Here is a 23,468-nt window from a genome sequence, read left to right on the forward strand (position 1 = left end):
TTATCAGGCGACAGGCGCGGGCGGTGGCTCGTCCGGAAGGGTTGGTTCACCGGGCTCGGTCGGCTGGGGGTAATCCGGCTCGGGTTGGCCGGGGATGCCGCCTGCGTAGGCGGGATCGGCCATCAGGGACCAGGCCAGAACACCAATCTGGTTGGGTTCAAGCCGGGCAAGTTCGGCGCTGATTCGCGGGTCGATCTTCATAAAAGTACTCCTCAAGCGTGGCCCGGCGCGTCTTGCACGCGCCGAGGCAGTACACCCAATAGAGTCACTTTCCGCAGACTAATTCCCTTGGCGTGTAGGACCTTTCGATCAAGCGCGCGGCAAGGTCACGCCACGCTGGCCCTGGTACTTGCCGCCACGGTCCTTGTAGGACACTTCACAGGCCTCGTCGGACTGCAGGAACAGCATCTGCGCCACGCCTTCGTTGGCGTAGATCTTCGCCGGCAGCGTGGTGGTATTGGAGAACTCCAGGGTCACGTGACCTTCCCACTCAGGCTCGAGCGGCGTCACGTTGACGATAATGCCGCAGCGAGCGTAGGTGCTCTTGCCCAGGCAGATGGTCAGCACGTCGCGCGGAATGCGGAAAAACTCCACGGTACGCGCCAGGGCGAAGGAGTTTGGCGGGATGATGCACACGTCGCTCTTCACGTCCACGAAGCTTTTTTCGTCGAAGTTTTTCGGATCGACGGTCGCCGAATTGATATTGGTGAACACCTTGAATTCATCGGCGCAACGCACATCGTAGCCGTAGCTGGAAACCCCGTAGGAAATCAGGCGTTCAGCGCCTTCGCCACGCATCTGGCGCTCTACGAAGGGCTCGATCATGCCGTGCTCTTGCGCCATGCGGCGAATCCACTTGTCCGATTTGATGCTCATGGCGGGTGTCCTGAATAGCGAGGTGGAAAAATTCTGTGGGGCATCTTACCGGGGCCAGCGTTGGGGTTCAAAGGGCGTGGGGGATTTGTTGATGAATGCGCACGCTCCTGTAAGTCGCGGCCAGCGGGGCCGGGACCCGGGTTGCAGGCGCTGGTGGCGGTAAATACCACCGCCAGTCACGAAAATAGAGAAACCTTCGGAAATACCATTGGCACGTCCCGGAAAAAGGGTTAAGGTGGCGCCACTGTGCTGCTTGTGTCACTGAGAATCTCTACACGATATGTTGAATTTCGATCCAACCATCTCCAAGAATTTTTCCTGCTCTTTGCACTCAGTCTCGGCCAGGGCTTTTCCTGAGTCGCAGTTAACTTTGTCCAAGGAGATACACCATGTCTAATCGCCAAACTGGTACCGTTAAGTGGTTCAACGATGAAAAAGGCTTCGGCTTCATCACTCCACAATCCGGTGACGACCTGTTCGTTCACTTCAAAGCTATCCAATCCGACGGCTTCAAAAGCCTGAAAGAAGGCCAACAGGTTTCTTTCATCGCTACCCGCGGTCAGAAAGGCATGCAAGCTGAAGAAGTTCAAGTTATCTAACTTGTACTGACTTAGTCGAAAAAACCCCGCCCTCAAAAGCGGGGTTTTTTTATGCCCGCAATTTGGTGCTGTGATGCCGTGCACAAAGCAATGTGGGAGCGGGCTTGCTTGCGAAAGCGCTGGATCAGTCAGCACGTCTGCCTACTGATACTGCGCATTCGCGAGCAAGCCCGCTCCCACATTTCGTCCTGCGTCGCTTATTGGAACAACGACTCACTCGACAAGCCATTCTTCTCCAGGATCTCACGCAAGCGCTTGAGCCCTTCTACCTGGATCTGCCGCACCCGCTCACGGGTCAGGCCGATCTCCAGGCCTACATCCTCCAGGGTGCTGCTCTCGTGGCCACGCAGGCCGAAGCGGCGGATCACCACCTCGCGCTGCTTGTCCGTAAGCTCCGACAACCACTGGTCAATGCTTTGGGACAGATCATCGTCCTGCAACAGTTCGCAAGGATCCGTAGGACGATCATCCGTCAGGGTGTCCAGCAGGGTTTTATCCGAATCCGGACCCAGCGAGACGTCGACCGAAGACACCCGCTCGTTAAGGCCCAGCATGCGCTTGACCTCCCCTACCGGTTTTTCCAGCAGGTTGGCGATTTCTTCGGGCGAGGGTTCATGATCGAGTTTTTGTGTCAGCTCACGCGCCGCCCGCAGGTAGACGTTGAGCTCCTTGACCACATGGATCGGCAGCCGGATCGTGCGGGTCTGATTCATGATCGCCCGTTCGATGGTCTGGCGAATCCACCAGGTGGCATAGGTTGAGAAGCGGAAGCCCCGCTCAGGGTCGAACTTCTCCACCGCCCGGATCAAGCCCAGGTTGCCTTCCTCGATCAGGTCCAACAGCGACAGCCCACGATTAACGTAGCGTCGGGCGATTTTCACCACCAGTCGCAGGTTGCTTTCAATCATGCGCTTGCGCCCAGCCGGATCGCCCTTTTGCGACAAGCGCGCAAAATGGACTTCTTCTTCGGGGGTCAGCAGGGGGGAAAAGCCGATTTCATTGAGGTACAGCTGGGTCGCGTCGAGCGCCCGGGTGTAGTCAATGTATTTGTGTTGCTTTAACGCGGTGGAGTTCTTGGATTTGGTACGAACTGAAGGTACAGCAGGTCCCTCATTCGACATCGATTCCGTAGCGATACCGGTCTCCATAAGGAGAACCTCATCGTCGATGTCAAACTCCGGCGCTTCTTTACTGAGAGCCATTGTTATAGTCCTTTGGTGAGTTCGACCTCAAGCTCAAGCGACGCCTTTATCCTTGGCAACGCTGGAGCCTGTTCCTTCTACGTGAGGGAACAGGCTGTGCAACACATCAACGACGGGGCAGGAATTGCAGCGGATCTACGGGCTTCCCCTGACGGCGAATCTCAAAGTGCAGTTTCACCCGGTCTGTACCAGTTGACCCCATTTCGGCAATTGTCTGTCCGACTTTGACCTGCTGCCCCTCCCGAACCAACAGCCTGCGGTTGTGACCGTAGGCACTGACGTAGGTATCGCTGTGTTTGATGATGACCAGCTCGCCGTAGCCCCGTAAACCACTCCCGGCGTACACCACTGTCCCATCAGACGCAGCTAAAACAGGCTGTCCCAAATCTCCGGCGATATCAATGCCTTTATTCAAACTACCGTTTGAAGAGAATTTTCCAATCAATACCCCGTTTGAAGGCCACCCCCAACCGGTCGGTGCAGGCCCTGCCGGCGGCAGCGGCGCGGGTGCCGGCTTGCTCGCAACCGTAGGCGCGGCGGTGCCTGCAGGCCGGGTGATGATGGTGGTCTTGCTCGAAGACGACGGCGAAGATCCGCTGTTTGTCACCACTGCCGTAGGCGTTGAACCGGTGCGGCCATCGAAGCGAATGGTCTGACCCGGATGTATCGTATACGGCACAGGAATATTGTTGCGAGCTGCAAGCGCCTTGTAGTCCCAGCCATAGCGGAAGGCAATCGAGAACAGTGTGTCGCCTTTGCGAACCACGTACTGGCCAGTGGTGACCGTCGGCTTTTGCGGCACTGCGCTATTACGGTCAACCACCCGCGCGCCGCTGCTTGGCGAGCTGGAGCACGCCGCCAACAGGGAACTCAAGACAAGGCCAAGCACCAGTCGCTGAAAGCTTGTTTTACTCATACGCTGCGCAAGACCTGTGAGACTCACCCGCCGCTCCCTTTGTGGTGGCTGAACATGAACGCCTGTATCAGGCTTGAAATATGACGCAAGTATAACTGGGCATTGGCTTTTTACCGGCACACGACTGAAACGAAAAATTCATCCTGTTGAATGCCGCCGCTCATCTTGTTGACTCGATGAACCCCGCCGTAAGACACATCCTCACCCGCAGAATTCACTGCCCATGAACAAATGATCAGGCCAGCGGGCCGTTCAGCAACGGTACGAATCGCACGGCCCCCAGCACATGCCGGGAAAAGCCGTCGTCCTCACGGATAATGAGCATCAATTGTTGCACTTCGCCGGAACCCACCGGGATCACCAGGCGGCCGCCCGGCGCGAGTTGGTCGAGCAACGCTTGCGGCACATCCGTGGCCACGGCGGTGACGATGATGCCGTTATACGGCGCCAGCGCCGGCCAGCCTTCCCAGCCATCACCCCAGCGGAACACCACGTTGCGCAGGTTCAGCTCCACCAGGCGTTCCTTGGCGCGGTCCTGCAGCACCTTGATGCGCTCCACCGAGAACACCCGCTCCACCAGTTGCGCCAGTACCGCGGTCTGGTAGCCGGAGCCAGTGCCGATTTCCAGCACCTTGTCCAACGGCCCGGCGGCCAGCAGCAGCTCGCTCATGCGAGCCACCATATAAGGCTGGGAGATGGTCTGGTTATGGCCGATCGGCAATGCCGTGTCTTCATAGGCACGGTGGGCCAGGGCCTCGTCGACAAACAGATGCCGAGGCGTGCGCCGGATCACTTCCAGCACCTGGGCGTTGGACAAGCCTTCCTCGTACAGGCGCTGGATCAAACGCTCGCGGGTGCGCTGGGACGTCATCCCGATGCCACGGCGCAGCAGGTCGTCTTGTTCACGAGCCATCAGCGCAGGCCCTCCAGCCATCCATCGAGACCACTGAAGGCATCACTGAAGGTGCGATCAAGTTGCAACGGGGTAATCGAAACATAACCTTGCATCACCGCATGAAAGTCCGTGCCTGGGCCGCCATCTTCAGCGTCGCCCGCAGCGGCGATCCAGTAGCCTTCCTTGCCACGCGGGTCGACCACCTTCAATGGCGCTGCCGCACGGGCGCGATGGCCCAGGCGCGTCAGCTGGATGCCGCGAATATGGTCGAGGGGCAAGTTGGGAATATTGACGTTGAGCACCGTGCGTGGCGGCAGGTCGAGGGAACCATGGGCCTCCACCAGCTTGCGCGCGAAATAGGCGGCAGTGGGCAGGTTGTCCAATTGGCGCGAGGCAAACGAAAAAGCGAACGCGGTACGCCCCAGGAAGCGCCCTTCAAGGGCCGCCGCCACGGTACCGGAATACAGCACGTCATCGCCCAGGTTCGCCCCGAGGTTGATGCCCGACACCACCAGGTCCGGTTCCTGGTCCAGCAGGCTGTTGATCGCCAGGTGCACGCAGTCGGTAGGGGTACCGTTGACGCTGATAAAGCCATTGGCCAGGACCTGCGGGTGCAGCGGACGGTCGAGCGTCAGCGAGCTGCTGGCGCCGCTTTTGTCCTGGTCGGGGGCGACCACCACACACTCGGCATAATCCTGCAGCGCAGCATAGAGCGCGGCAAGCCCGGGTGCGGTGGCACCGTCATCGTTTGATATCAGAATACGCATGGGTTGTCCGTCTGCCCCACCGGCACCAGATCAACAAGCTCGCGCACCAAGACAGTGGCGAAGCATCCGGCCGGCAGGACGAATTCCAATTGCAGAATGTCCAGCGAGGGATAATGCCACGTCAACCCGCCAATGGGCAGTCGCAGAATGCGACGTTCCTGGCTCATGCCGGCTTTCACCAGCCAATCGCGCAGGTCAGCTTCTTCGGCGGCAATCGCCTGTTCCAACGCGTGGGTGGCACCCGCCGCCGGTGAGTCGCCCTCGCCCCACTGTGGGCCGGTGGGGTGCAGGTCCAGAATCGCCAGGCGCGGGTCGCTGCATTCAGCCTCCCCCGCCGGAAAAAAGCTGCGACTGTCGGTGAACGCCAGCAGGTCGCCGACCTGGGCCTTCTGCCACGAACCATCGGCCACACGGGCTGCCAGGACTTTGTTGAACAGGTAGCTGCGCGCAGTAGACAGCAAGCGCGAACGCACATTGCGCTGTTCCGGCAAGGCCCTGCGCGCCGCCCATTCGCGGGCGTCGGCGAGGTTGCCGCCATTGTGGCCAAAGCGCTGCGCGCCGAAGTAGTTCGGAATGCCGTGTTGGGCAATCAGTTGCAACCGCGCGTCGATGGCGGCGGTATCACCGTCCAACTGGGTCAGGCGCAAGGTGAAACCGTTGGCCGAATGCGCGCCCCGCTGCAGCTTGCGTTTATGCCGACCGGTCTTGAGGATCTTGAGGGTGTCGTTTTCGGCGCCGCTCATGTCCGGGTCGGCCTTGCCCGGCAGTTGCACGCTGAACCATTGGCGGGTCAACGCCTGGCGGTCCTTAAGCCCGGCATAGCTGACGGTGCGCAACGGCACGCCAGCGGCCTTGGCAATCCGCCGCGCAGCTTCTTCGGTATTCAGACCGCGCTTTTCCACCCACAGCCACAGGTGCTCGCCCTCGCCGCTCAGCGGGATGTCCAGCACCTCGTCCACCTGGAAATCTTCCGCCGTGGCCTTGAGGACCGCGCTGCCCAAGGCCTCGCCGTAGGCCCGTGGGCCCAGCAGTTGCAGGTCATTCATGCGCGCAGCAACAAGGCGACGGAGTGCACCGCGATGCCCTCTTCACGACCGGTAAACCCGAGCTTTTCGGTGGTGGTGGCTTTCACGTTGACTTGATCCAATTCAATTTGCAGGTCTGCGGCAATCAGCGCGCGCATCGATTCGATATGCGGGGCCATTTTCGGCGCCTGGGCCACGATGGTGTTGTCGACGTTGCCGACCTTCCAGCCCTTGGCGTGGATCAGGCCGACCACATGGCGCAGCAACACGCGGCTGTCCGCCCCCTTGAAGGTGGGGTCGGTGTCCGGAAAGTGCTTGCCGATATCGCCCAACGCCGCTGCACCGAGCAAGGCATCGCTCAAGGCATGCAAGACAACGTCGCCGTCGGAATGAGCCAGCAACCCATGGTGGTGTGCAATGCGCACGCCGCCCAGGGTGATGAAATCGCCTTCAGCGAAACGGTGCACATCGTAGCCGTGGCCAATACGCATAAAAAAACGCCCCGATTTAATTCAGGGCGTGATTCTACCTACTTTTGCCTCACATTAACCGAGCAAAGCACGACCATGGTGTCGCAAATGGTCTTCGATGAAGCTGGCGATAAAGAAGTAGCTGTGGTCATAGCCGGGCTGCAGGCGCAGTTCCAGCGGATGGTTGGCGGCCCTGGCCGCTTGCTGCAAGGCTTCCGGCTTGAGCTGCACGGCGAGGAAATCGTCGCGGTCGCCCTGGTCTACCAGCAGCGGCAGCTTCTGCGAGGCTTCGCTGATCAGCACGCAGGCATCCCATTCACGCCATTTCGAGCGCTCTTCGCCCAGGTAACGGGAGAAGGCTTTCTGACCCCAGGGGCAATCCATCGGGTTGTTGATCGGCGAAAATGCCGACACCGACAGGTAACGCCCGGGGTTGCGCAAGGCACACACCAGCGCACCATGCCCTCCCATGGAGTGCCCGCTGATCCCGCGTTTATCCGATGCGGGGAAATGAGCCTCGACCAGTGCCGGCAATTCCTGCACCACGTAGTCATGCATCCGATAGTGCTTGGCCCAGGGTTGCTGGGTGGCATTCAGATAGAAACCCGCGCCCAGGCCAAAATCCCAGGCGTTATCCGGGTCGCCTGGTACACCGGGGCCACGGGGACTGGTGTCCGGCGCCACGATGATCAATCCCAGTTCGGCGGCCATGCGCTGGGCGCCGGCCTTCTGCATGAAGTTTTCGTCGGTGCAGGTCAGCCCGGACAGCCAGTACAACACCGGCAACTTGCCGCCCTGCTCCGCTTGCGGCGGCAGGTAGACGGCGAAAGTCATGTCGCAATCGAGCACATCGGAATGATGCTTGTAGCGTTTATGCCAGCCACCAAAACTCTTCTGGCATGAGATGTTTTCCAGGGTCATGACAATGCTCCCAGCTGCAAGCGGCAAGCAATCAGCTGCAAGTAAGGCGTGCTCACTTTCAGCTTGTCGCTTGTAGCTTGCCGCTGCTTCAGAAGTGGATGACGGTACGAATGCTCTTGCCTTCGTGCATCAGGTCAAACGCCTTGTTGATGTCTTCCAGGCCCATGGTGTGGGTGATGAAGGTATCCAGCGGGATTTCGCCGGTCTGGGCCATTTCCACATAGCTTGGCAATTCGCTGCGACCACGCACGCCACCGAAGGCCGAACCGCGCCAGACGCGCCCGGTCACCAGTTGGAAGGGGCGCGTGGCGATTTCCTGGCCAGCACCGGCGACGCCGATGATCACCGACTCGCCCCAGCCTTTGTGGCAGCACTCGAGGGCGGCGCGCATCAGTTGCACATTGCCGATGCACTCGAAGGAAAAGTCCACGCCGCCGTCAGTCAAATCGACAATCACGTCCTGGATCGGGCGATCGTAGTCTTTCGGGTTGATGCAGTCGGTGGCGCCCAGTTGCTTGGCGATTTCAAACTTGGCCGGGTTGATATCGATGGCAATGATACGACCCGCCTTGGCCTTCACCGCGCCGATCACCGCCGACAGGCCGATCCCGCCGAGACCGAAGATGGCCACGGTGTCGCCCGGCTTTACCTTGGCGGTGTTGATCACTGCACCGATCCCCGTGGTGACGCCACAGCCGAGCAGGCAGACTTTTTCCAATGGGGCTTCTTTAGGAATTTTTGCCACGGAAATTTCCGGCAGCACGGTGTACTCGGAGAATGTCGAGGTACCCATGTAGTGGAAAATCGGCTGACCCTTGTAGGAAAAGCGCGTGGTGCCATCAGGCATCAAGCCTTTGCCCTGAGTGGAGCGAATGGCCTGGCACAGGTTGGTCTTGCCCGACAGGCAAAATTTGCACTTGCCGCATTCCGGGGTGTACAGCGGGATCACGTGATCGCCGACGGCCACCGAGGTCACGCCCTCGCCGATCGCTTCAACGACCGCACCGCCTTCATGGCCCAGAATCGACGGGAAGATACCTTCAGGGTCGGCGCCCGACAGGGTGTAGGCATCGGTATGGCATACACCGGACGCAACCACCCGCAACAGCACCTCGCCCGCCTTGGGCATGGCCACATCCACTTCAACGATCTCAAGGGGCTTCTTGGCTTCGAAGGCTACGGCGGCACGGGACTTGATCATCCGGGATTCTCCATCGGGTTAAAAACTGAGACGGTGAGTGTAAAACATGGCTCTCTGATTAATAATCCAGGCGAAAGCAAAACTTTATTGCTGTACAGGGATAATCGCCATGCTGGAAAACCGCTGGGAAGGCATCGATGAGTTCGTCGCCGTCGCCGAGTGCAGCCAATTCACTGCGGCAGCCGAGCGGCTGGGCGTGTCGTCGTCGCATATCAGCCGGCAAGTGGCACGCCTGGAAGAACGCCTGCAGACGCGTTTGCTCTATCGCAGCACGCGCAAAGTGACGCTGACTGAGGCCGGCCAGACTTTCCTGCAACATTGCCAACGCCTGCAGGATGGCCGCGAGGAAGCGCTGCGCGCCGTGGGCGACCTGACCAGCGAGCCCAAGGGCATGTTGCGCATGACCTGCGCCGTGGCCTACGGCGAGCGCTTTATCGTGCCGTTGGTGACGCGGTTCATGGCGCTGTATCCGCAGTTGCGGGTAGATATCGAATTGACCAATCGCCAGCTCGACCTGGTGCATGAGGGCCTGGACCTGGCGATTCGCCTGGGGCGCTTGCAGGATTCACGCATGGTCGCCAGCCGCCTCGCTCCCCGGCGCATGTACCTGTGCGCGTCACCGTCCTACCTCGCCCGGTATGGTCGGCCACATAGTTTGTCGGAATTGAGCCGGCACAACTGCCTGATCGGCAGCTCGGATATCTGGCAACTGGCCCAGGACGGGCGCGAATTTTCCCAGCGGGTGCAGGGCAATTGGCGCTGCAACAGTGGGCAAGCGGTGTTGGACGCGGCCTTGCAAGGCGTTGGCTTGTGCCAGTTGCCGGATTATTACGTCCTGGAGCACTTGCACAGCGGCGCGCTGGTGTCACTGCTGGAGGCTCATCAGCCGCCGAATACAGCGGTGTGGGCGCTGTATCCGCAGCAACGGCACTTGTCGCCGAAGGTAAGGAAATTAGTGGATTTCTTGAAGGAAGGGTTGGCTGAGCGGCCGGAATACAGCCGGTAATGCTGGGCAGTTGGTGCCGGCCTCTTCGCAGGCAAGCCAGCTCCCACATTGACCGCGTTTATCCTGCGGGAGCCGGCTAGCCTGCGACGACGGTGGGTCAGCCACCGAATGCATCAACTGACACACCGCCTTCGCGAGCAAGGCAGCTGCCACAGGGGATTGGGGTGAGGCTTAGCCCCTGGGCATATGGAGATTGAATATAGGAGCCGGTAATGCTGGGCTGTTGGTGCCGGCCTCTTCGCAGGCAAGCCAGCTCCCACATATCACCGACTAGCGCCGATTCGCCCACCGCAAGCGCAACCACTCCAGATCTTCCGGCCGGGTCACTTTGATATTGTCCGAGCGCCCTTCGATCAGCCGGGGGGCCTGACCGGCCCACTCCATGGCCGACGCTTCGTCGGTGATCACCGCATCCGCCACCAGGCTGTCAGCCAACGCGCGGTGCAAAGCCCCGAGGCGGAACATCTGCGGGGTGTACGCTTGCCAGATCAGGCTGCGATCCACGGTCTCCTGCACCCGTCCGTGTTTGTCGACGCGCTTGAGGGTGTCGCGGGCCGGCACGGCGAGCAGGCCACCCACCGGGTCGTCCGCCAGTTCCGCCAGGAGTTTGTCGAGATCATCGCGGCTCAGGTTGGGTCGCGCCGCATCGTGCACCAATACCCAATCCTCGTCGCCGGCGCCCAGCGCATTCAGATGCAGCAATGCATTGAGCACCGACCCCGAGCGCTCCGAACCGCCGTCCGCACGCTGGATGCGCGGGTCAGTGGCACACGCCAGGCTGGGCCAATAGGGATCATCAACAGCAAGACTGACCACCAGGCCCTTGAGCGTAGGGTGGTCAAGGAAACAGCCGAGGCTGTGTTCGAGAATAGTGCGCCCGCCCAGTTGCAGATATTGCTTGGGACGGTCCGCAGCCATACGGGCACCGATGCCCGCGGCAGGTATCACGGCCCAGAAGGCCGGCAAACGGTGACTCATTGGGCCAACTGGTAGAGGGTTTCGCCCTCCTTGACCATGCCCAGCTCGTGACGCGCGCGCTCTTCCACGGTCTCGGTGCCTTTTTTCAACTCAAGCACTTCGGCATCGAGGACGCGGTTACGCTCCAGCAGACGCTCGTTCTCGGCATGCTGGTCGGCAATTTGCTGCGTCAGGTCTTTTACCTGCGCAAAGCTGCCATTACCCACCCATAGGCGGTACTGCAGGCCAGCCAGCAACAAGAGCAAGACGAGGAACAACCAATTGGGACTGCGCATCGAATATCGGGTATCCAGTGAAAAAAGACCGCCATGCAAAACTTTTGCAGCAACTGATAGCACGAAGCCTGGAAGAACCAGGCTTGTGCTAGATAGTCATCAGATTAGCGTCGAAATTCACACTGTCGTGATTTTTCCGACGCAATCCGCGGACTTTTTACCATTTAACAATCAGCCGCGAAACTCGCTGCGACCGTTGTATTTGGCTTTGCCGCCCAGTTGCTCTTCGATACGCAGCAATTGGTTGTACTTGGAAACGCGGTCGGAACGGCACAGGGAACCGGTCTTGATCTGGCCCGCCGAGGTGCCCACGGCCAGGTCGGCAATGGTCGAGTCTTCGGTTTCGCCGGAGCGGTGGGAGATCACGGCGGTGTAGCCCGCAGCCTTGGCCATCTGGATGGCTTCCAGGGTTTCGGTCAGGGTGCCGATCTGGTTGAACTTGATCAGGATCGAGTTGGCGATCTTTTTGTCGATGCCTTCTTTCAGGATCTTGGTGTTGGTCACGAACAGGTCGTCGCCCACCAGTTGGATTTTCTCGCCGATCTTGTCGGTGAGGACTTTCCAGCCAGCCCAGTCGGACTCATCCAGGCCGTCTTCGATCGAGATGATCGGGTAGCGCTCGGTCAGGCCCTTGAGGTAGTCGGCAAAACCTTCGGAGGTGAACACGTGGCCTTCACCGGACAGGTTGTATTTACCGTCCTCGTAGAACTCGCTGGCCGCGCAGTCCAGGGCCAGGGTCACGTCGGTGCCCAATGTGTAGCCAGCGTTGGCCACCGCTTCGGAGATCACTTTCAGTGCATCTTCGTTAGACGCCAGGTTCGGCGCGAAACCACCTTCGTCACCCACAGCAGTGCTGAGGCCACGGGCCTTCAGTACAGCCTTCAGGTGATGGAAAATCTCGGTGCCCATGCGCAGGCCTTCGGAGAACGACTTGGCGCCCACCGGCTGCACCATGAATTCCTGGATGTCGACGTTGTTATCGGCGTGTTCGCCGCCGTTGATGATGTTCATCATCGGGACCGGCATCGAGTAGACACCCGGCGTACCGTTCAGGTTGGCGATGTGGGCGTACAGCGGCAGATCCTGGTCCTGGGCCGCGGCCTTGGCAGCTGCCAGGGACACCGCGAGGATGGCGTTGGCGCCCAGGCTGCCTTTGTTTTCAGTGCCGTCGAGCTTGATCATCGCGTGGTCCAGGGCTTTCTGGTCCAGCGGGTCCTTGCCCAGCAACAGGTCACGGATCGGGCCGTTGATATTGGCTACGGCCTTGAGTACACCCTTGCCCAGGTAACGGCTCTTGTCGCCATCACGCAGTTCCAGCGCTTCGCGCGAACCGGTGGAAGCACCGGACGGCGCGCAGGCGCTGCCGATGATGCCGTTATCGAGAAGCACGTCGGCTTCGACGGTGGGGTTGCCACGGGAGTCGAGAACTTCACGACCTTTGATGTCGACGATTTTTGCCATTGTTGTAAACACTCCAAAGTTGACGAAAACGCTCTATACCGCTCGATTTAACTTGTGGTGCACATTGCAGGAGCCGGCTTGCCGGCGATGCGGTCCGTTGCATCGCCGCAAGGCTTGAGGGCGCCATCGCCGGCAAGCCGGCTCCTGCACAGGGATCGTGATCTTACGCGGTTTCGACGACAGGAAAACTCTTGACCAGTTCGTCCATCTGCTTGAGCTGGGCCAGGAACGGCTCCAGCTTGTCCAGGCGCAGGGCGCAGGGGCCGTCGCACTTGGCGTTGTCCGGGTCCGGGTGGGCTTCCAGGAACAGGCCCGCCAGGGACTGGCTGATGCCCGCCTTGGCCAGGTCCAATACCTGGGCACGACGCCCGCCAGCGGAATCGGCGCGGCCACCCGGCATTTGCAGCGCGTGGGTCACGTCGAAGAACACCGGGTATTCGAACTGTTTCATGATGCCGAAACCGAGCATGTCCACCACGAGGTTGTTGTAGCCGAAGCTCGAACCACGCTCGCAGAGGATCAACTGGTCGTTACCCGCTTCCACGCACTTGTTCAGGATGTGTTTCATTTCCTGGGGTGCGAGGAACTGGGCTTTCTTGATATTGATCACAGCGCCGGTCTTGGCCATGGCGACCACGAGGTCGGTCTGGCGCGACAGGAAGGCCGGCAACTGGATGATGTCGCACACCTCGGCGACCACGGCAGCCTGCTCGGGCTCGTGGACGTCGGTGATGATCGGCACGCCGAAGGCTTGCTTGATGTCCTGGAAGATCCGCATGCCTTCTTCAAGGCCCGGGCCGCGATAGGAGGTCACGGACGAACGGTTGGCCTTGTCGAAGCTGGCCTTGAACACATACGGGATCCCCAGTTTCTGGGTGACGCGTACGTACTCTTCACAGACCTGCATCGCCATGTCGCGGCTTTCCAGCACGTTCATGCCGCCGAACAGCACCATGGGCTTGTCGTTGGCAATCTCGATATCGCCTACGCGAATGATCTTCTGGGCCATCAGGGTTACGCCTTCTTCTGATGTTGCGTCAGTGCTGCTTTGACGAAACCGCTGAACAACGGGTGACCGTCGCGCGGCGTCGAGGTGAACTCAGGGTGGAACTGGCAAGCCACGAACCACGGATGATCCGGTGCCTCGACCACTTCAACCAGCGCGCCATCACCGGAGCGACCGGAGATCTTCAGGCCAGCTTCTTTGATTTGCGGCAGCAGGTTGTTGTTCACTTCGTAGCGGTGACGGTGACGCTCGACGATCACGTCCTTGCCGTAGCAGTCGTGGACCAGCGAGCCCGGCTCCAGCAGGCAGTCTTGCGCGCCAAGGCGCATGGTGCCGCCCAGGTCGGAGGCTTCGGTGCGGGTCTCGACGGCACCGGTGGCATCTTCCCACTCGGTGATCAGGCCCACGACCGGGTGGCCGCTCTTGCTGTCGAACTCGGTGGAGTTGGCGTCTTTCCAGCCCAGCACGTTACGGGCGAACTCGATGACGGCCACTTGCATGCCCAGGCAGATACCCAGGTACGGCACTTTGTTCTCACGGGCGTACTGCACGGCGGTGATCTTGCCTTCCACGCCACGCAGGCCGAAACCGCCCGGTACGAGGATCGCGTCAACCCCTTCGAGCAGCGCGGTGCCCTGGTTCTCGATGTCTTCGGAATCGATGTAGCGCAGGTTGACCTTGGTCCGGTTGCTGATGCCGGCGTGGCTCATCGCTTCGATCAGCGACTTGTACGCGTCCAGCAGTTCCATGTACTTGCCGACCATGGCGATGGTGACTTCATGCTCAGGGTTGAGCTTGGCGTCGACCACGGCTTCCCACTCGGACAGGTCGGCACCGCCGCACTGCAGGCCGAAACGCTCGACCACAAAATCATCCAGGCCTTGCGAGTGCAGGATGCCCGGGATCTTGTAGATGGTGTCGGCGTCTTCCAGGGCAATTACCGCACGCTCTTCAACGTTGGTGAATTGCGCGATCTTGCGACGCGAGGAGATGTCGATCGGGTGATCGGAGCGGCACACCAGCACGTCCGGCTGCAGGCCGATGGAACGCAGTTCCTTGACCGAGTGCTGGGTGGGCTTGGTTTTGGTTTCGCCGGCGGTGGCGATGTAAGGCACCAGTGTCAGGTGCATCAGCATCGCGCGCTTGGCGCCGACTTCGAAACGCAACTGGCGGATGGCTTCGAGGAACGGTTGGGACTCGATGTCACCCACGGTGCCACCGATCTCGACCATCGCCACGTCCGCGTCGCCTGCACCCTTGATGATGCGGCGCTTGATTTCGTCGGTGATGTGCGGGATCACCTGGATGGTTGCACCCAGGTAGTCACCACGGCGCTCCTTGCGCAGCACGTGCTCGTAGACACGGCCGGTGGTGAAGTTGTTGTTCTGGGTCATGGTCGTGCGGATGAACCGCTCGTAGTGGCCCAGGTCCAGGTCAGTCTCGGCGCCGTCGTGGGTGACGAACACTTCACCGTGCTGGAACGGGCTCATGGTGCCCGGGTCGACGTTGATGTACGGGTCCAGCTTGAGCATGGTGACCTTAAGTCCCCGCGCCTCCAGGATGGCCGCCAATGAAGCGGAGGCAATGCCTTTCCCCAATGAAGAAACAACACCGCCCGTGACGAATATGTAGCGCGTCATGAAAAACCCTAGAAGTCTGCGTTAAAGCGGTCCGAGCCGCCGGGGAAAGCGAAGGAAGGCCGAAGCCCCCGATCACCTGCATTAATCACAGTGCACCTTTCAAAAAAACCGCCGCGTTGTGACAGACCAGCAATGAAACACCGGTACGTTGATCGCTACACATTTTTTGGAATCGCCCAGCAAAGACTGCTTGGTAATCGGCAACTGCTGCGATTCAGGCGAATCCACAGAAGTTGTATCAAGAAGGGAGCGTAGTCTACCGGAAAGGCTCTATCAGCTCAAACCTTGATCGCAGGTCTGTGGCACCCAATGCAATTGCCAGCGTTCGCGCGTTGCTGGCCAGAGTCCCGCAAGGCTGGGCACACCCAGCAATTGCTCGCCCTGATAGAGCAGCGGCAATCTGCCACGGACGAAACCCGGCAGCCCACTTTCATTAAGCAGGCGCTTCAAGTCACGCCGGCCTCGACCTGGCACTTCGACGATTTCACCGCCCTGGCGATAACGGACAACCAAAGGGCCTGCAGGCGCATTGCCGGTAACACTCAGCCGACCATTGCCGGGTAACTCTAGTGGGTATTGCGGATCAGGCCAGCTCACCAATGCGTCGGAAAATTCCGACCAAACGGCAGGCAGCCACCAGATGCGCCCACGGCAACGGTGCAGCTCACCGTCAGCCAGGCGCCACACAGGCTGTGCGTCGTCCTTGGCATCCCGCAGGGAAAGCCAGCTGGCCCAATGGTCGCTGTCGGGCAAGCGCGTAAGCGGAGTCAGCCAATGCCGCAGGGCGTTGCGCTGACGAGCGTCGGACAGCTCACACAGCGGCGCAAGCGCCAGCGACGGTAATGGCAGCCAGGCAAAGGGGGACGGCTGATCGGCGGTGCGCAGATCCATGTGTGCCAGCTCATCGAGCAGGCCCTGGGCTTCACTCAGGTGCTCGGCCGTGCGCGCAAGGCTGGCTACGGCCTGAGGCCAGCGCTGCGCAAGCACCGGCAACACATGATGACGAAGGTAGTTGCGAGAGAAGCGTGGATCGGCGTTGGACGGGTCTTCGATCCACCTGAGTTGATGCACGCGGGCGTAGGCTTCCAGCTCTTCACGCGAAACATGCAGCAATGGCCGCACCAGATAGCCACCTGCCAATGGCCGCTGTACCGGCATTGCCGCCAACCCGCGCACCCCGGCGCCACGCAACAGGCGAAACAGCAGGGTTTCAGCCTGATCGTCACGATGCTGGCCGGTGAGCATCACCTGCCCTGCCCCCGTCACCTCGGTAAACGCCTGGTAACGCGCGTCTCGGGCGGCGCGCTCCAGGCTGGCACCGGGTTGCACCTGCACGCGCATCACACGCAGGGGAACGCCCAGGCTATCGCATACCGACTGGCAGTGAACAGGCCACGCGTCGGCGGCAGCTTGCAGGCCATGGTGGACATGGATCGCGCTCAGTGGCGGGAGGTGGTCAGTGTTGGCCAGCGTGGCCAGGAGGTGCAGCAGGACAGTGGAATCAAGGCCACCCGAGAATGCGACGTGCCAGGCCGGGGCATTGCGCCACGGGGCAAGGGCTTGCAGGAGTTGGGCGGGTAGAGTTGGTTTCATCACACATTACCGCCGCCAATCTGGAATACGTCCGCCAAGCATACACAAAGCAAATGTGGGAGCGAGCTTGCGTGGGAACCGGGCTTGCCCGCGACACAGGCAACTCGGGTCATCAGTGACACCGAATTGATGCTATCGCAGGCAAGCCAGCTCCCACACAAGCCAGCCCCCACATTGAGTACTGCGTCGTGCTTAGAGGCCGTAGCTCATCAGGCGCTCATAGCGACGAGCCAGCAGCGCTTCGTTATCCAGCTTCTTGAGCATCGCCAGTTGCGAGCCCAGTTCGGCACGAATGGTCGCGGCAGCCGCGGCCGGGTCACGGTGGGCACCGCCCAAAGGCTCGGCGATGACTTTGTCCACGATACCCAGGCCTTTGAGGCGATCGGCGGTGATGCCCATGGCTTCAGCAGCGTCCGGCGCCTTTTCGGCGGTTTTCCACAGGATCGAGGCGCAACCTTCCGGCGAGATCACCGCGTAGGTCGAGTATTGCAGCATGTTCAGCTGATCGCAGACGCCAATGGCCAGTGCACCGCCGGAACCACCTTCACCAATCACGGTGGCGATGATCGGGGTTTTCAGACGGGACATCACTCGCAGGTTCCAGGCGATCGCTTCGCTCTGGTTGCGCTCTTCAGCGTCGATACCTGGGTAAGCACCCGGGGTGTCGATGAAGGTCAGGATCGGCATCTTGAAACGTTCGGCCATTTCCATCAGGCGGCACGCCTTGCGGTAGCCTTCCGGACGCGGCATGCCGAAGTTGCGACGGACCTTCTCGCGCACTTCACGGCCTTTCTGGTGACCGATCACCATCACTGGCTGATCGTCCAGGCGGGCAATACCGCCAACGATGGCCGCGTCGTCGGAGAAGTGGCGGTCGCCGTGCAGCTCGTCGAACTCGGTGAAGATGTGCTGGATGTAGTCCAGGGTGTATGGACGGCGCGGGTGGCGAGCCAGGCGCGCGATCTGCCAGCTGGTCAGCTTGCCGAAGATGTCTTCGGTGAGCGTGCTGCTCTTGTCTTGCAGGCGAGCGATCTCATCGCCGATGTTCAGCGAATTGTCATTGCCGACCAGGCGCAGTTCTTCAATCTTGGCTTGCAGGTCAGCGATCGGCTGTTCGAAATCAAGAAAATTCGGGTTCATAAGCGTCCGTCTTGGGTCGACGGCCAGGGAGTGCCTGGCCAGCCGGTTGTCTATTCGCGCCCTACCTTAAGGGAGAGGCGCGTTTAGGTCGAGATTAAATGTTTAGTCGTGATCAGACATATCTGACCGTCAACGGTATTGGAGGAAGACGTTGTCTCGCCCGAACTGGTCACGCAATGCTTGAATCAAGCCATCAGCGGGATCAATTCGCCAGGTCTCACCAAACTGCAGCATCGCCTTGGCGTCATTGCCGGTGTACTCCATGGTCACCGGGCACGCACCACGGTGGCGCTTGAGCAGGTCGCCCAACCAGCGTAGCTGATCGCCCTTGAGTGCCTCGGTTTTCACCTTCAGGCGCAGGCTTTCGGCCAGATTGGTACGCGCATCCTCCATGCTCATCACACGCTTGATCCGCAGGCGCAGGCCGCCGGAGAAGTCGTCGTTGCTGACCTCCCCTTCCACGACCACCATGGCATCGGTCTGCAGCAGCGACTGCGCGGAATGGAAGGCGTCGGCAAACAGCGACGCCTCGATCCGGCCAGAGCGGTCGTCGAGGGTGATAAAGCCCATCTTGTCGCCCTTTTTGTTTTTCATCACGCGCAGGGCGATGATCATGCCGGCGACGGTCTGGGTATCCCGCGCCGGCTTCAGGTCGATGATGCGCTGGCGGGCGAAACGGCGAATCTCGCCTTCGTACTCATCAATCGGGTGACCGGTGAGGTACAGGCCCAAGGTGTCTTTCTCACCCTTGAGGCGCTCCTTGAGGGTCAGCTCCTTGGCCTTGCGATGGTTGCCGTACACATCCGCGTCTTCCTCGACGAACAGCCCGCCAAACAGGTCGGCGTGACCGCTGTCGTGGGTGCGGGCGGTCTGTTCGGCAGCCTTGATCGCCTCTTCCATGGCGGTGAGCAGCACTGCGCGGTTGCGGTCGATGTTCGCCTGGTAGGCCTTCGGCTCGTCATGGAAGTACGGGCCGAGGCGGTCCAGCGCACCGCTGCGGATCAAGCCGTCGAGGGTGCGCTTGTTGATGCGCTTGAGGTCCACCCGTGCGCAGAAGTCGAACAGGTCCTTGAACGGGCCGTCCTGGCGGGCTTCGGTGATGGCTTCCACCGGGCCTTCGCCGACGCCCTTGATCGCGCCGAGACCATAGATGATGCGGCCTTCGTCGTTCACCGTGAACTTGAATTCCGAGGCGTTCACGTCCGGCGCGTCGAGGCGCAGCTTCATGGTGCGCACTTCCTCGATCAAGGTCACGACCTTGTCGGTGTTGTGCATATCCGCCGAGAGTACCGCAGCCATGAACGGCGCCGGGTAGTGGGCTTTCAGCCAGGCGGTCTGGTACGACACCAGGCCGTACGCGGCGGAGTGGGATTTGTTGAAACCGTAACCGGCGAATTTTTCCACCAGGTCGAAGATGTTACCGGCGAGGTCAGCGTCGATATTGTTGGTGGCGCAACCTTCAATGAAACCGCCGCGCTGCTTGGCCATTTCCTCGGGTTTTTTCTTACCCATGGCTCGACGCAGCATGTCCGCGCCACCGAGGGTGTAACCGGCCATGACCTGGGCAATCTGCATCACCTGTTCTTGATACAGGATGATGCCGTAGGTCGGCGCCAATACGGGCTTGAGGCCTTCGTACTGGTAGTCGGAGTGCGGGTACGCCAGCTCGGCACGCCCGTGCTTACGGTTGATGAAGTCATCCACCATGCCCGATTGCAACGGGCCCGGACGGAACAGGGCCACCAGTGCGATCAAGTCTTCCAGGCAGTCGGGCTTGAGCTTTTTGATCAGCTCTTTCATGCCACGCGATTCAAGCTGGAACACCGCTGTGGTTTCAGCTTTTTGCAACAGCGTGTACGTCGGTTTGTCGTCCAGCGGGATAAAGGCGATATCCAGCGGTTCTTCACCGACCTTGGCACGGTCGCGGTTGATGGTCTTGAGCGCCCAGTCGATGATCGTCAGGGTCCGCAGGCCGAGGAAGTCGAACTTCACCAGGCCGGCAGCCTCCACGTCGTCCTTGTCGAACTGGGTCACCAGGCCATCGCCTTCTTCGTCGCAATAGATCGGCGAAAAGTCGGTCAGCTTGGTCGGCGCGATAACCACACCACCGGCGTGTTTACCGACGTTACGCACCACACCTTCAAGCTTGCGCGCCATGTCCCAGATTTCGGCAGCTTCTTCATCGACCTTGATGAAGTCGCGCAGGATTTCTTCCTGCTCGTAAGCCTTCTCCAGGGTCATGCCGACTTCGAACGGAATCATTTTCGACAGGCGGTCTGCCAGGCCGTAGGACTTGCCCTGCACCCGTGCCACGTCGCGGATTACCGCCTTGGCCGCCATCGAACCGAAGGTGATGATCTGGCTCACGGCGTTGCGGCCGTACTTCTCGGCCACGTATTCGATCACGCGGTCGCGACCGTCCATGCAGAAGTCGACGTCGAAGTCGGGCATGGAGACCCGTTCCGGGTTGAGGAAGCGCTCGAACAGCAGGTCATATTCCAGCGGGTCGAGGTCGGTGATCTTCTGCACATAGGCCACCAGCGAGCCAGCACCTGACCCCCGGCCAGGACCGACCGGTACGCCGTTGTTCTTGGCCCACTGGATGAAGTCCATCACGATCAGGAAGTAACCGGGGAACCCCATCTGGATGATGATATCCAGCTCGAAATTCAGCCGATCAACGTAGACCTGGCGCTTGGCCTCATAGTCTTCGGTGGTGTCCTTGGGCAGCAGGACGCTGAGGCGCTCCTCCAGGCCGTCAAACGACACCTTGCGAAAGTATTCATCGATGGTCATGCCATCGGGAATCGGGAAGTTGGGCAGGAAGTGCTTGCCCAGCTTCACTTCGATATTGCAGCGCTTGGCGATTTCGACGGAGTTTTCCAGGGCCTCGGGCAGGTCACTGAACAGCTCGGCCATTTCATCCGCGCTTTTGAGGTACTGCTCTTCGCTGTAGTTCTTGGAGCGGCGCGGGTCATCCAGGGCCCGGCCTTCGCCGATGCACACGCGGGTTTCGTGGGCCTCGAAATCTTCTTTCTTGATGAAGCGCACATCGTTGGTCGCCACCAGCGGCGCACCCAGCTTGTCGGCGAGGGCCACGGCGGCGTGCAGATGCTCTTCATCGTTGGGGCGGTTGGTGCGCTGCACCTCCAGATAGAAGCGCCCCGGAAAGACCTGCATCCACTCACTCGCCAATACTTCGGCTTCGTGCGGGTTGCCGCCCAACAGCGCGATGCCGATCTCGCCTTCTTTGGCGGCCGACAGCATGATCAGGCCTTCGCTGGCCTCGGCGACCCATTCGCGCTCGATGATGATCGAGCCGTTGCGCTGACCGTCGATAAAGCCACGGGAAATCAATTCGGTGAGGTTGCGATAACCGACGCCGTTCATCGCCAACAGGCTGATGCGGCTCAGGGGGTTATCGGGGTCTTTGTTGGACAGCCACAGGTCGGCGCCGCAGATCGGCTTGATCCCGGCGCCCATGGCGTTCTTGTAGAACTTGACCAGGGAACACATGTTGTTCTGATCGGTCACCGCGACCGCAGGCATATTCATGCCCACCAGGGTTTTGACCAGCGGTTTGATCCGTACCAGGCCGTCGACCAGGGAGTATTCAGTGTGCAGGCGTAGATGAACGAATGAAGCCGGCATAGTGATCCTGTCTTGATACATGAAAACAACAAGGCCCGGATTGTACCGGGCCTTGGCAAAAACATCAGCCTCGCGACTAAACCTCGCTGAGGCTCTCGCGCAGCTCGTAGGCCTGGCGCACCGGGGCGAACGAGCGGCGGTGGATCGGGGTAGGACCCAGGCGTGCCAGGGCTTCCAGATGAACGGGCGTCGGATAGCCCTTGTGCCCACCGATGCCGTAGCCGGGATAGATCAATTCAAACGCAGCCATTTCACGGTCGCGACTGACTTTGGCCAGGATCGAAGCGGCGGCAATGGCCGGCACCTTGCTATCGCCCTTGACCACCGCCTCGGACGGCATGGCCAGCTTGGGGCAACGGTTGCCGTCGATCATCGCCATTTTCGGCGTGATGTGCAGGCCTTCCACCGCACGCTGCATGGCCAGCATGGTGGCGTGGAGGATATTCAATTCGTCGATTTCTTCGACTTCGGCCCGGGCGATATGCCAGCTCAGGGCTTTTTCACAGATCTCGTCGTAGAGCTTTTCACGGCGTGCTTCGGTGAGCTTCTTCGAGTCGTTGAGGCCCAGGATCGGGCGGTTCGGGTCGAGGATCACCGCCGCCGTCACCACCGCGCCGCACAGCGGGCCGCGTCCGACTTCGTCAACGCCGGCCACGAGTGCGTGGGCTTCGGCAACCAGGCTGAAATCCAGGCCCATTTGCGTGCTCATAAAACTTCCTGTTTGTGGCCGATCAAGCTCAACACGGCGTCAGCCGCCTGGTTCGAGGCATCCCGGCGCAGGGTGCGGTGGATGTCGTCGAAACCACGGGTCTGTTCTTCGCCGCCGTCGATCAAGGGTAGTAGAGTTTGCGCGAGGGCCTCGGGCGTAGCATCGTCCTGCAACAACTCCGGCACCAGCAGGCGCTGGGCCAGCAGGTTGGGCAAGGAGATGTAAGGGCTCTTGACCATGCGCTTGAGAATCCAGAACGTCAGCGGCGCAAGGCGGTAGGCCACAACCATCGGGCGCTTGTACAGCAAGGCTTCCAGTGTCGCGGTGCCCGAGGCGATCAATACCGCGTCGCAGGCCGCGAGAGCCAGGTGCGACTGACCGTCGAGCAAGGTCAATGGCAGGTTACGACCTTCCAGCAAGGTTTCGATCTGCGCGCGACGCTGCGGGCTGGCGCACGGCAGCACGAAACGTACGCCCGGCTTCAAGGCCTGCAGGCGCTCGGCGGCATCAAAAAACACCGAGGCCAAACGGCCGACTTCGCCGCCACGGCTGCCCGGCATCAGCGCCACCAGCGGGCCGTCGGGCAGGCCCAGCTCGGCACGCGCAGCCGCGCGGTCAGCCTGCAAGGGAATGGTGTCCGCCAGGGTATGCCCGACAAACCTCACCGGCACCCCCTTCTCTTCGTAGAACCTGGCCTCGAACGGCAGCAGGGTCAACATCAGGTCACAGCCTTCACGGATTTTCAGCACACGCTTCTGCCGCCACGCCCAGACGGATGGGCTGACGTAATGCACGGTCTTGATCCCGGCCTGGCGCAACTTGAGTTCGATGTTGAGGGTGAAATCCGGTGCGTCGATGCCGATGAAGACGTCAGGATTTTCTTCGATCAGGGTCTGGATCAGCAGCTTGCGGCGGGCCAACAGCTCGCGCAGGCGACCCAGCACCTCAACCAGCCCCATGACCGACAGGCGCTCCATGGGGAAGTAGGACGTGAGCCCTTCAGCCTGCATCAGCGGGCCGCCGACGCCGATGAACTCCACCGCTGGATGCTGGGCCTTGAGCGCCCGCATCAGACCTGCGCCCAAAATGTCGCCGGAGGCTTCTCCGGCCACCAGCGCGATACGCAGAGTGGCCATG

Annotated in this window: 22 protein-coding genes; 2 read left to right on the forward strand and 20 right to left on the reverse strand. The window is 60.6% G+C overall.

Annotation, left to right across the window (positions count from 1 at the left end; genetic code table 11):
* Positions 1-3 precede the first annotated feature (3 nt).
* Complete coding sequence (locus NTD80_RS18035; RefSeq protein ID WP_010212420.1) at positions 4-201, reverse strand: hypothetical protein; 198 nt, start codon at positions 199-201, stop codon at positions 4-6.
* Positions 202-309: 108 nt separating this feature from the next.
* Positions 310-876 (reverse strand): dCTP deaminase, encoded by a 567-nt coding sequence (dcd, locus tag NTD80_RS18040; protein WP_065903042.1) that lies wholly within the window; start codon positions 874-876, stop codon positions 310-312.
* 389 nt (positions 877-1,265) lie between these two features.
* Here dcd and NTD80_RS18045 point away from each other — a divergent pair, with 389 nt between their 5' ends.
* Positions 1,266-1,475 (forward strand): cold-shock protein, encoded by a 210-nt coding sequence (locus NTD80_RS18045; RefSeq protein ID WP_002554837.1) that lies wholly within the window; start codon positions 1,266-1,268, stop codon positions 1,473-1,475.
* Between the two features lie 197 nt (positions 1,476-1,672).
* Here NTD80_RS18045 and rpoS read toward each other — a convergent pair whose 3' ends face one another.
* From rpoS to NTD80_RS18085, 8 genes are all read right to left on the reverse strand, one after another.
* Positions 1,673-2,677, reverse strand: coding sequence for an RNA polymerase sigma factor RpoS (gene rpoS, locus NTD80_RS18050; protein WP_025855149.1), 1,005 nt, complete (start codon positions 2,675-2,677; stop codon positions 1,673-1,675).
* 106 nt (positions 2,678-2,783) lie between these two features.
* The gene (locus NTD80_RS18055; protein ID WP_065903043.1) at positions 2,784-3,620 is read right to left on the reverse strand and encodes a peptidoglycan DD-metalloendopeptidase family protein; all 837 of its coding nucleotides are present in this window, start codon (positions 3,618-3,620) and stop codon (positions 2,784-2,786) included.
* A 208-nt stretch (positions 3,621-3,828) separates the two neighbouring features.
* A complete protein-coding gene (locus tag NTD80_RS18060; protein ID WP_177343936.1) occupies positions 3,829-4,464 on the reverse strand; it encodes a protein-L-isoaspartate(D-aspartate) O-methyltransferase in 636 nt (211 codons plus the stop codon).
* A gap of 41 nt (positions 4,465-4,505) precedes the next feature.
* Entirely contained in the window at positions 4,506-5,255 is a 750-nt protein-coding gene (gene surE, locus NTD80_RS18065) for a 5'/3'-nucleotidase SurE (protein WP_065903045.1), read from the reverse strand.
* On the reverse strand, positions 5,243-6,301 hold the full coding sequence (gene truD / locus NTD80_RS18070; protein ID WP_262134467.1) for a tRNA pseudouridine(13) synthase TruD: 1,059 nt from the start codon (positions 6,299-6,301) through the stop codon (positions 5,243-5,245). Before truD ends, surE begins: the two co-directional genes overlap by 13 nt.
* Positions 6,298-6,771 (reverse strand): 2-C-methyl-D-erythritol 2,4-cyclodiphosphate synthase, encoded by a 474-nt coding sequence (gene ispF / locus NTD80_RS18075; RefSeq protein ID WP_012722614.1) that lies wholly within the window; start codon positions 6,769-6,771, stop codon positions 6,298-6,300. Before ispF ends, truD begins: the two co-directional genes overlap by 4 nt.
* A gap of 54 nt (positions 6,772-6,825) precedes the next feature.
* Positions 6,826-7,671, reverse strand: coding sequence for an S-formylglutathione hydrolase (gene fghA, locus NTD80_RS18080; protein WP_410017419.1), 846 nt, complete (start codon positions 7,669-7,671; stop codon positions 6,826-6,828).
* 88 nt (positions 7,672-7,759) lie between these two features.
* The gene (locus tag NTD80_RS18085; protein ID WP_010212435.1) at positions 7,760-8,872 is read right to left on the reverse strand and encodes an S-(hydroxymethyl)glutathione dehydrogenase/class III alcohol dehydrogenase; all 1,113 of its coding nucleotides are present in this window, start codon (positions 8,870-8,872) and stop codon (positions 7,760-7,762) included.
* Between the two features lie 109 nt (positions 8,873-8,981).
* Here NTD80_RS18085 and NTD80_RS18090 point away from each other — a divergent pair, with 109 nt between their 5' ends.
* Positions 8,982-9,878 carry a LysR substrate-binding domain-containing protein gene (locus tag NTD80_RS18090; RefSeq protein WP_065903049.1) on the forward strand — a complete coding sequence of 299 codons (897 nt, stop codon included), beginning with the start codon at positions 8,982-8,984 and terminating at the stop codon, positions 9,876-9,878.
* A gap of 270 nt (positions 9,879-10,148) precedes the next feature.
* Here the strand turns inward: NTD80_RS18090 and ispD are convergent, their stop codons facing one another.
* The 10 genes from ispD to lpxB all read right to left on the reverse strand — a co-directional run bounded on the left by ispD (position 10,149) and on the right by lpxB (position 23,467).
* The gene (ispD, locus tag NTD80_RS18095) at positions 10,149-10,856 is read right to left on the reverse strand and encodes a 2-C-methyl-D-erythritol 4-phosphate cytidylyltransferase (protein WP_262134468.1); all 708 of its coding nucleotides are present in this window, start codon (positions 10,854-10,856) and stop codon (positions 10,149-10,151) included.
* Positions 10,853-11,131 (reverse strand): cell division protein FtsB, encoded by a 279-nt coding sequence (gene ftsB / locus NTD80_RS18100; protein ID WP_003172294.1) that lies wholly within the window; start codon positions 11,129-11,131, stop codon positions 10,853-10,855. The genes ispD and ftsB overlap by 4 nt, the downstream gene beginning before the upstream one ends.
* A gap of 171 nt (positions 11,132-11,302) precedes the next feature.
* A complete protein-coding gene (eno, locus tag NTD80_RS18105) occupies positions 11,303-12,592 on the reverse strand; it encodes a phosphopyruvate hydratase (RefSeq protein ID WP_065903054.1) in 1,290 nt (429 codons plus the stop codon).
* Positions 12,593-12,755: 163 nt separating this feature from the next.
* Positions 12,756-13,601, reverse strand: coding sequence for a 3-deoxy-8-phosphooctulonate synthase (gene kdsA / locus NTD80_RS18110; protein ID WP_106804954.1), 846 nt, complete (start codon positions 13,599-13,601; stop codon positions 12,756-12,758).
* 5 nt (positions 13,602-13,606) lie between these two features.
* Complete coding sequence (locus NTD80_RS18115; protein WP_065903062.1) at positions 13,607-15,238, reverse strand: CTP synthase; 1,632 nt, start codon at positions 15,236-15,238, stop codon at positions 13,607-13,609.
* 273 nt (positions 15,239-15,511) lie between these two features.
* The gene (tilS, locus tag NTD80_RS18120; RefSeq protein WP_262134469.1) at positions 15,512-16,831 is read right to left on the reverse strand and encodes a tRNA lysidine(34) synthetase TilS; all 1,320 of its coding nucleotides are present in this window, start codon (positions 16,829-16,831) and stop codon (positions 15,512-15,514) included.
* Positions 16,832-17,023: 192 nt separating this feature from the next.
* Positions 17,024-17,971, reverse strand: coding sequence for an acetyl-CoA carboxylase carboxyltransferase subunit alpha (locus NTD80_RS18125; RefSeq protein WP_003172288.1), 948 nt, complete (start codon positions 17,969-17,971; stop codon positions 17,024-17,026).
* Between the two features lie 129 nt (positions 17,972-18,100).
* On the reverse strand, positions 18,101-21,622 hold the full coding sequence (dnaE, locus tag NTD80_RS18130) for a DNA polymerase III subunit alpha (protein WP_065903070.1): 3,522 nt from the start codon (positions 21,620-21,622) through the stop codon (positions 18,101-18,103).
* 76 nt (positions 21,623-21,698) lie between these two features.
* Positions 21,699-22,331: a ribonuclease HII gene (gene rnhB / locus NTD80_RS18135; RefSeq protein ID WP_065903072.1), complete on the reverse strand. Its 633-nt coding sequence runs from the start codon at positions 22,329-22,331 to the stop codon at positions 21,699-21,701.
* Positions 22,328-23,467: a lipid-A-disaccharide synthase gene (gene lpxB / locus NTD80_RS18140; protein WP_262134470.1), complete on the reverse strand. Its 1,140-nt coding sequence runs from the start codon at positions 23,465-23,467 to the stop codon at positions 22,328-22,330. Before lpxB ends, rnhB begins: the two co-directional genes overlap by 4 nt.
* Between the last annotated feature and the right edge of the window lies 1 nt (position 23,468).

This window comes from Pseudomonas sp. 13B_2.1_Bac1 (genome assembly GCF_025466155.1).
GTDB classification, from domain to species: domain Bacteria; phylum Pseudomonadota; class Gammaproteobacteria; order Pseudomonadales; family Pseudomonadaceae; genus Aquipseudomonas; species Aquipseudomonas aylmerensis.